General features: G+C 72.4%; 9 protein-coding genes. 4 read left to right on the forward strand and 5 right to left on the reverse strand.

Annotated features, from left to right (window positions below; all coding sequences use genetic code 11):
• The 3 genes from B2P18_RS00185 to B2P18_RS00195 form a co-directional block, all read left to right on the forward strand.
• The coding region (locus tag B2P18_RS00185) for a vWA domain-containing protein (RefSeq protein WP_286955259.1) at positions 1-832 on the forward strand (832 nt) is incomplete at its 5' end.
• 145 nt (positions 833-977) lie between these two features.
• Positions 978-1,985: a protein phosphatase 2C domain-containing protein gene (locus tag B2P18_RS00190; RefSeq protein ID WP_029211853.1), complete on the forward strand. Its 1,008-nt coding sequence runs from the start codon at positions 978-980 to the stop codon at positions 1,983-1,985.
• A complete protein-coding gene (locus B2P18_RS00195) occupies positions 1,982-3,043 on the forward strand; it encodes a hypothetical protein (RefSeq protein ID WP_029211852.1) in 1,062 nt (353 codons plus the stop codon). Before B2P18_RS00190 ends, B2P18_RS00195 begins: the two co-directional genes overlap by 4 nt.
• A 90-nt stretch (positions 3,044-3,133) precedes the next feature.
• Here B2P18_RS00195 and B2P18_RS00200 read toward each other — a convergent pair whose 3' ends face one another.
• From B2P18_RS00200 to pdhA, 5 genes are all read right to left on the reverse strand, one after another.
• A complete protein-coding gene (locus tag B2P18_RS00200; RefSeq protein WP_239263897.1) occupies positions 3,134-3,451 on the reverse strand; it encodes a type II toxin-antitoxin system PemK/MazF family toxin in 318 nt (105 codons plus the stop codon).
• Positions 3,441-3,671: a hypothetical protein gene (locus B2P18_RS00205; protein WP_029211850.1), complete on the reverse strand. Its 231-nt coding sequence runs from the start codon at positions 3,669-3,671 to the stop codon at positions 3,441-3,443. Before B2P18_RS00205 ends, B2P18_RS00200 begins: the two co-directional genes overlap by 11 nt.
• 163 nt (positions 3,672-3,834) lie before the next feature.
• Positions 3,835-5,253: a dihydrolipoamide acetyltransferase family protein gene (locus tag B2P18_RS00210; RefSeq protein ID WP_286955262.1), complete on the reverse strand. Its 1,419-nt coding sequence runs from the start codon at positions 5,251-5,253 to the stop codon at positions 3,835-3,837.
• Positions 5,250-6,362 (reverse strand): alpha-ketoacid dehydrogenase subunit beta, encoded by a 1,113-nt coding sequence (locus B2P18_RS00215; protein WP_019286312.1) that lies wholly within the window; start codon positions 6,360-6,362, stop codon positions 5,250-5,252. Before B2P18_RS00215 ends, B2P18_RS00210 begins: the two co-directional genes overlap by 4 nt.
• Positions 6,359-7,582: a pyruvate dehydrogenase (acetyl-transferring) E1 component subunit alpha gene (gene pdhA, locus B2P18_RS00220; RefSeq protein WP_239263901.1), complete on the reverse strand. Its 1,224-nt coding sequence runs from the start codon at positions 7,580-7,582 to the stop codon at positions 6,359-6,361. The genes B2P18_RS00215 and pdhA overlap by 4 nt, the downstream gene beginning before the upstream one ends.
• A 121-nt stretch (positions 7,583-7,703) precedes the next feature.
• Here pdhA and B2P18_RS00225 point away from each other — a divergent pair, with 121 nt between their 5' ends.
• Complete coding sequence (locus tag B2P18_RS00225) at positions 7,704-8,177, forward strand: Lrp/AsnC family transcriptional regulator (protein ID WP_019286315.1); 474 nt, start codon at positions 7,704-7,706, stop codon at positions 8,175-8,177.
• The last annotated feature ends 56 nt before the right edge of the window (positions 8,178-8,233 follow it).

Raw genomic sequence — 8,233 nt, forward strand, 5'->3', positions numbered from 1 at the left:
GACCCCGGCGGCCACGCCCGCGCCCGCGGCCCCGGTTGCTCCGCCCGTGCCCGCCGCCCCCGCGCAGCCCGTGCCGAGCTCGATCGACACCCCCGCGCCGCAGGACGACAAGGCCAAGCTCCTGCCGTTCTACCTCGTCTGCGACGTCTCCCACTCCATGGTCGAGAGCGGCGCCCTCACCGAGGCCAACAACATCCTCCCGAGCCTCGTCCAGGCGCTCGAGAAGGACCCGATCATCTGCGACAAGGTGCGCTTCGGGGTCATGGACTTCAGCGACGACGCCCGCATGGTGCTGCCGCTGTGCGACCTGCTCGAGCAGACGACCCTGCCGCAGCTCGAGGGGCGGGGGCGGACGTCATACAAGGCGGCCTTCGACCTGCTGCGCACCCAGATCGAGCGGGACGTCAACCAGCTCAAGGCGGACGGCTTCGCCGTGCACCGCCCGGCCGTGTTCTTCCTCTCCGACGGCGCGCCGACGGACGCCGAGCCGGACTGGAAGGCCGCCTTCGCCGCGCTGACGCAGTACGACAAGGCGTCCGGCACGGGCAACCGGATGTACCCCAACATCATCCCGTTCGGCCTCCAGGGCGCCGACCCCCGCATCCTGCAGGAGGTCATCCACCCCAAGAACCCGCCGGAGCGCGCGATGCGCCTCTTCATGGCCGACCAGGACCAGACCGCGGCGTCCGCCGTCACCAAGATGGCCAAGCTGCTCGTGACCTCGGTCATCCAGTCCTCGACGGGTCTCGCCCAGGGCAGCAACGGGATCGTGCTGCCCAAGGCCGAGGACGGCGTCAAGTCCTACGCCGCGGACGACGATGTCTTCCTCTGAGCCGACCGGCCACGCAGGCGAGGGCGCTCCGGCGGGATCCGCGAGCGCCCCGCCGGCCAGCCCGTCCCAGCCGGCAGCGCCCCCGCAGCCGGAGACGTCCGACCAGGCTCCCGCCGAGCCGGACACATCCCTCGAGGCTCCCGCCATGCCGAAGGCTCCTGCTGAGGCGGGCGCTTCCGCCGAGCCCGAGCCGGCTGCGGCAGTCCCCGCGCCGGCCGCGGAGCCGATCCGGCGGACGGGCGCGTTCGAGGCCTACACGATCGGCGACCCGGGTCGGGCCTTCTCCCATGCGGTCTCGCTGACGGAGCTCAAGCACCGGGACGCGCACGACATCGTCATCGACGCGGCCACCATCCCGGACCCCGAGGGCACACCGCGGCTGATCCTGCGCGGGGCCAGCTCGCGGGGGCTGGCGCACCAGCAGTATGCCGACCCCCGCCAGGACGACCACTGCACGGTGCTCTCGCGCGACGGCGAGTGGCTCGTCTGCCTCGTGGCCGACGGCGTCTCCGCCGGGGAGTGGTCGCACCTCGCCGCCAAGATGGCGACCGAGGAGGGCGCGGCGCAGGTCATCACGATGCTCGAGACGCACGAGCCGGCCGAGATCCCCTACCGCGAGATCTACACCCGGCTCGCGGACCTGCTCGCCGACGTGTGCGCGACGCTGCCGGACTCCGAGCCGACGGTGGACCTCACGCAGCGGGACGTCGCCAAGCGGATGGCGACCACGCTGGTCATCGGCATCGTGGCCACCCGGCCGAGCGACGACGGCACCCACGCCGTCACGGTCGTGCGCCTCGGTGACACGAGCGCCTGGATCGTCGACGACGAGCGCGGCTGGATCGCGCTCGGCGAGGTCAAGAACGCCGGCAACGTCATCGCCGAGTCCGCCACCGCCTGCCTCCCGCTGGTGCCGGAGGCCGACCCGGTGCCGGTGCAGACGACGCTCGGCGAGGGTGCGGCACTCGTGCTGATGACCGACGGGGTCGGCGACCCGCTGGGATCCGGCGGGGGCGAGGTCGGTCGCGAGCTCGCACGGCTGTGGGCGCGGCCGCCGCACCCGCTCGAGTTCGCGGCGCAGGTGGCGTTCGGGCGAAAGACCTTCGACGACGACCGCGGCGCGATCGGCGTCTGGCTGGTGGTGCCCGAGTGAGCCTGTCGGCCGGCGAGCTCATCGAGCGGTCGCAGCTCGGGCAGCTGGAGTACATCGCCGAGGGCGGTCAGGGCCGGGTCTACCGGTGCCTGACGCTCCAGCTGCCCGACGTGCACCACCGCCTCGCCTACAAGGAGTTCAAGGCGGGCCAGCTCGCCAGCGGCGGCCTCGAGGCCATCGTCGGCGTGCGCTCGCGCATGAGCGCCCCCGACCGGGACCTGCTGGACTCGCACGCCGCGTGGCCGATCCGGTTGGTGCGCGACCAGGGTCGCGTCGTCGGCCTGCTGATGCCGCTCATCCCGGACTCGTTCGTCCAGGTGGGGCGGTCCATCACCGGATCCGCCATGCGCAAGGAACGCGAGATCCAGTTCCTCTTCCTCGCGGCCAACCGGTGCGCCAAGCTCGGCTTCCCGCTGGTCAACCTGCACCAGCGGCTGCACCTGTGCGAGGAGCTGGCCCGCGTCTTCGCCCTGCTGCACGCCAACAACGTCGTGTTCGGCGACTTCAACGCCAAGAACGCGTTGTTCTCCGTCGGGCCGGGACGCGCGGACGCCGGGATCATGCTCGTCGACTGCGACGCCGTGCGCGTGCGCGGGACCATGTCGGCCGTCCCACAGCTCAACACCCCCGACTGGGAGCCGCCGGCCGCCGAGCAGACCCAGCTGACGAGCTACACCGACGTCTACAAGTACGCGCTGTTCGTCCTGCGCTGCCTGTCCCCCGGCACCAACGCCTCGACGGCCCGCGACACCCGCCGGGTCGCCGACGTCCTCGACCCGGAGGGGCAGCACCTGCTCGCCGCGTCCCTGTCCGAGACGCCCGGGCACCGCCCGTCGTGCGCGCAGTGGGCGGACTACTTCGCCCGGCTGCGGGCGGCCCGGCTCGCCGGCCTGCCCGTCGCTCCGACCCCCGGCTCGACCACGGTCGGGGCAGGTGCGGCATCCGCTGCGTCCCCCACGGCACCGGCCGCCACTGCCGCCCCTGCGGCGCCCCAGGCGGCTCCAGCTCCTGGCGCCGGAGGCTGGCGCCGCGCCCCCGACGGCTCCTGGATCCGCTGACCCCACCCCCAGATCCGCTCTCCCCAGATCGTGAGTGTTTGGTCCAAGAAAGTTGGACCAAACACTCACGATCCTGGGGCTGAGGGGCACTCAGAGGTCGAGCTGCAGCACCAGACGCAAGGCGTCGTCGACGTCGACGAGCTCATGATGACTCAGCCGCCCCACCCACGGCCCCAGCCGAGCGGGGTCGACGGCGGCGGTCTGCTCCACCAGCACCAGCATGTCTCGTCCCATGAGCTCGATGGCGGGGCGGAACGAGGTGGCGCGGGCCGACGTCGTGGTCGGTGCTATCAGGACGGTGGACAGCAGCAGGTCGTCCGACTGCACGACGACGGCGTAGCGGCGACCCCGCTGCTCGTGCCCACGCGCCCCTCGCGGCGCAGGCAGCTCGTGGACGTCACCACGCACGCGCGCCCTCCACGTCATCGAGGACGGCGCGGGACTCGGCGCGATCCACCTCGTCGCAGGACAGCGCCAGGGCCTCGAGACGCATCCGCTCTCGTCGCTCGAACGACGACGCTTCCTGCAGCGCTCGCCGGATAGTGTCGGTGCGGGTCTCGCCCGGTCGTGCCAGCTCGACGAGCAGCCGTTGCAGCTGCTCGTCCGCGCGGAAGGTCACAGTCGTCATACGTGAATATTGCCTCCGTAAGACACCAAGACCCGCGCCATTCGGCCCCGCCTCTCGACCCCCGAAGATCGTGAGTGTCTTGTCCAAGATTCTTGGAGAGAACACTCACGATCCTGGCAGGGGATGGGGCAGGCGGGGTGAGTGGGGTGACTGGGCGGCTCGGTCAGAGGTCGAGGAGCAGGGTGGTCGGGCGCTCGATGCAGTCGGCGACGTAGCGGATGAAGCCGCCCGCGGTCCCGCCGTCGCACACCCGGTGGTCGAAGGTGAGGCCGATCGTGCCGACCTTGCGCACGGCGAGCGCCCCGTCCACGACCCACGGCTTGTCGATCATCCGTCCCACGCCGACCATGGCCGCCTCGGGGTGGTTGATGATCGGGGTGGAGCCGTCGACGCCATACCCCCCGTAGTTGTTGAGCGTGAACGTCCCGCCGGTCATCTCGGCCGGGGACAGCGTGCCGTCCATGGCCTTGGTGGTGAGCTCGCGCAACGCCGTGGACAGCTCGGCGAGGGTCATCTCGTCCGCGCCGTGGACGACGGGCACGACGAGCCCACGCGGCGACTGCGCGGCGAAGCCCAGGTTGATCGCCCCGCGCACCACGACCTCGTTGGCCGCCGTGTCGACGGTCGAGTTGAGCTCGGGATAGCGCCGGAGGCCGGCGACCATGACGCGCCCCAGCAGGGCCAGCACGCCGATGCGTGCCTCGGGCCGCGCGTCGGCGAGCTGGCGGCGGACCGCGAGGAAGTCGGTCGCGTCCACGTCGCCCCAGGTGGTCGCGTCGGGGATCTCGCGGCGCGAGGTGGCGAGCCGGCTGGCGATCGTGCCTCGTATGCCGGTCAGCGGGATCCGGCGATCCGGGGTCGGGGACCCCGCGGTCGACGTCACGCGCGACTCCGACTGCGGCGCAAGGGATCCCGGCGCGCCACCCTCACCGCGGGCCGTGACGACCGCCATGACGTCGCACCGGCGGATGATGCCACCCGGCGCCGTCGGGGTGACGGTCCGCAGGTCGATGCCGTGCTCGTCGGCGAGCTGACGCACCAGCGGGGAGATCACGCGGACGGCGGCGCCGGGCTTGCTGGACACCTCGGGCGGCACGTGCTCGTCGACGACCGGTCCCGCCGTGTCGCCCATGACGGGCGCGGCCGACGGCAGCGACGACCCGGCGGCGGGGGCCGTCGGGCCACCCGCCCCCACGCGGCGACGCCGCCGACGGGAGCCCTCGCTCGTGCCGTAGCCGATCAGGACGGCGCCCGAGCCGGCGCGCTCCTCCTCGCGATAGGTGTCGACGGCGACGTCGGACGCCTCGCTCGCCCCACCGCCGGTGATCCCGTCCGCAGGCACGTCGACGTCCACCGTGATGAACGGCGCACCCACGTCGACCACGTGCCCGGCCTCGCCGTGCAGGGTGACCACGCTGCCGGCATACGGGCAGGGCAGCTCGACCTGGGCCTTGGCGGTCTCGACGACCGCGATGGGCTGGTCGACGACGACGGTGTCGCCGGGGCCGACGAGCCAGCTGACGACCTCGGCCTCGGTCAGGCCCTCGCCGAGGTCCGGCAGGTGAAAGACCTTGTGGCTCATCGGGTACCCGCCCCCGCCTGCGCCGCTGAGGACGCTGTGGACGCTGCCGGCGCAGTCGCAGCCGGCTCGAGGTGGCGCGTGTCCGGCTCGTCGTCCCACTGCAGCCGCGCCAGGGCGTCGAGCACGCGGTCCACCGAGGGGAGGTGCAGGTGCTCGAGCTTCGGTGCGGGATAGGGGATGTCGAAGCCCGTGACGCGCAGCACCGGCGCGGCCAGGGAGTGGAAGGCCCGCTCCTGGACGCGGGCGGCGATCTCCGCCCCGACGCCCGCGAAGCCCTGGGCCTCCTGCAGCACCAGGCAACGGCCCGTGCGGCGCACCGAGGCCACGACCGTCTCGTCGTCGAAGGGCACGAGCGACCGCACGTCGACGACCTCGACGTCCCAGCCCTCCTCGCGCGCGGCCTCGGCGGACTCCAGCGCCACCGACAGGGTGGGGCCGTAGGCCACGATCGTCGCCGCGCGCGAGACGTCGGAGGCCGACCGTCGCACCGCGGCCCGACCAAGGACCTGGTCGTGGGTCAGCGACCCGCTCCCCCAGCGCGCCGACAGGTCGTCCAGGTCGACGTCGCCCTTGGACCAGTAGAGGCGCTTGGGCTCCATGAACACCACGGGGTCGGGGTCGTCGATCGCCGCCCGCAGCAGCAGGTAGGCGTCCTCGACCGTCGCCGGCGTCACGACCTTGAGCCCCGGCGTGGCGGCGTAGTAGGCCTCCGAGGAGTCGCAGTGGTGCTCGACCCCGCCGATGCCCCCGGCGAACGGGATGCGGATCGTCATCGGGATGGTCACGGAGCCGCGGGTGCGGTTGCGCATCTTGGCGACGTGCGAGGTGATCTGCTCGAACGCCGGGTAGGCGAACGCGTCGAACTGCATCTCGGCGACGGGCCGGAAGCCCGCCATGCACAGCCCCACGCCGAAGCCGATGATCCCCGACTCCGCGAGGGGGGTGTCGAAGCAGCGGTCGTCGCCATAGGTCGCCGCGAGGCCGTCGGTGATCCGGAAGACGCCGCCGGCCACCCCCACGTCCTCGCCGAAGACGAGCACGTCCGGGTCGGTGGCGATGGCGTCCGCGAGCGCCCGGTTGAGCGCGGAGGCAAAGGTGACGGTGCTCATCGGACGTCCTCCGTCGACGGGTCGTGGGCTGCCTGCGAGTCGGACTCGGACGCGGCGTCGGCGTCGGCGTCGAGCTCGGCGTGCAGCATCGCCCGCTGCTCGCGCAGCTGCGGCGTGAGGGTCGCGTAGACGTGCCGGAACAGGTCGTCGGGGTGCGTCTCGGGGTCGAGGTTCATGCGCTCGCGCAGGTCCGCGGCGAGCCGCTCGCCCTCGGCCTTGGCCTCCGCGACGAACGCGTCGTCGACCAGACCCTGGTGGCGCAGGTACTTCTCGAGGCGGGCCACGGCGTCCTCGTGGGCGATGGCCGCCAGCTCCTCCTTGGAGCGGTACCGCAGGTGGTCGTCGGCGTTGGTGTGCGCCTCGAGCCGCGTGGTGTGCAGCTCGAGCAGCACCGGACCCTTGCCCGCGCGCGCCCAGGCGACGGCCTTGTTCATGACGGCGAGCACGGCCACGGCATCGTTGCCGTCCACCTGCTCGCACACCACGCCGTAGCCGATCCCCTTGTAGGCCAACGACGGTGCCGCGGTCTGCTTGCTGAGCGGCACCGAGATCGCCCACCCGTTGTTCTGCACCACGAAGACCGCGGGGACCTTGAAGACGGCGGCGAAGTTGAGCCCCTCGTGGAAGTCGCCCTCGCTCGTGGCCCCGTCCCCGATGAACGCCATCACGACCGTGTCGCGTCCCCGTCGCTGCTCGCCGTGCGCCAGCCCGGCCGCGTGCAGCAGCTGCGTCGACAGCGGCGTGCACTGGGCCGCGACGTGGGTCTGCGCGACGTCATACCCGCAGTGCTGGTCACCGCGGAGCAGGGTGAGCACCTCGACCGGGTCGACCCCGCGGCTGACCAGGGCGACGCTGTCGCGGTAGGTCGGGAAGACCCAGTCCTGCTCGCCCAGCGCGAGGACCGAGCCGACCTGGCAGGCCTCCTGGCCGCGCGAGCTGGGATAGACGGCCAGGCGCCCCTGCTTGGTGAGCGCCGTCGCCTGGATGTCGAAGCGCCGCCCGACCACCATCCGGCGGTAGCACTCGACGAGCTGGTCGGCGTCCGGCTCGACGTAGTCGTCGGTCACCGGCTCCACCCGGTTGCCCTCCCCGTCCAGGAAGCGCACCGGCTCCGGAGCGGGGATCAGCCCGGCCTGGAACGGCTCGTGCCGGTGCGGGTGGTCGGGATGGTCGACGGCCTGCGCGGCTGCGCGGCCCGCGACGTGGTCGGGTGTCGTCATCGACAGCCTCCGGTATGTCGTGGAGCGGTGAGACGCCATGGTGCGCCCCGCCGGCCCGATGGTTCAATGAGGCGGCGGAGAACCGGACGATCGGCTCTCCAACCGACCGGATGGGGGCCACATGTCTGACGAGACGCGGACGAACGCACCGCTCGACGAGGTCGACCGCGCGCTGCTGGGCGCCCTGGTGGACGACGGGCGGCAGTCGCTGCGCACCATCGCCGAGCGGCTGCACGTGTCGCGCGCCACCGCCTACGCCCGGCTGGACCGGCTGGTCGAGCAGGGCGTGGTCGACGGCTTCACCGTGCGCGTCAACCCCGAGGCGGCCGGGCTGGGCACGTCGGCGTACGTCCTGGTGTCGGTCGAGCAGAACTCCTGGCGGGAGGTCCGCGACGCGCTCGTCCAGGTGCCGTGCGTCGAGCACGTGGCGCTCGTGGCTGCGGAGTACGACGTCATCGTGCTCGTGCGGGCGCAGGACAACGCGGCGCTGCGGTCGGTGGTCTTCGACCGCATCCAGACCATCCCCGGGGTGACCAGCACGCGGACCCTGCTGATCTTTGCCGAGTCGCGCGGCGAGGTCCCGTCCTTCCCCTGACCTACCTCAGGTAGTCACGTCCGCCTGGGTTGGCACGTTGGCTGCCAGCCTCGTCT

This window comes from Arsenicicoccus sp. UBA2120 (assembly GCF_002330965.1).
GTDB lineage: Bacteria > Actinomycetota > Actinomycetes > Actinomycetales > Dermatophilaceae > Arsenicicoccus > Arsenicicoccus bolidensis.

Bases quoted from the DNA above. Each gene is read 5' to 3' on its own strand.
- B2P18_RS00190 (WP_029211853.1), top strand. From the start codon at position 978: ATGCCGAAGGCTCCTGCTGAGGCGGGCGCTTCCGCCGAGCCCGAGCCG.
- B2P18_RS00205 (WP_029211850.1), bottom strand. From the start codon at position 3,671: ATGACGACTGTGACCTTCCGCGCGGACGAGCAGCTGCAACGGCTGCTC.
- B2P18_RS00210 (WP_286955262.1), bottom strand. From the start codon at position 5,253: ATGAGCCACAAGGTCTTTCACCTGCCGGACCTCGGCGAGGGCCTGACC.
- B2P18_RS00215 (WP_019286312.1), bottom strand. From the start codon at position 6,362: ATGAGCACCGTCACCTTTGCCTCCGCGCTCAACCGGGCGCTCGCGGAC.
- pdhA (WP_239263901.1), bottom strand. From the start codon at position 7,582: ATGACGACACCCGACCACGTCGCGGGCCGCGCAGCCGCGCAGGCCGTC.
- B2P18_RS00225 (WP_019286315.1), top strand. From the start codon at position 7,704: ATGTCTGACGAGACGCGGACGAACGCACCGCTCGACGAGGTCGACCGC.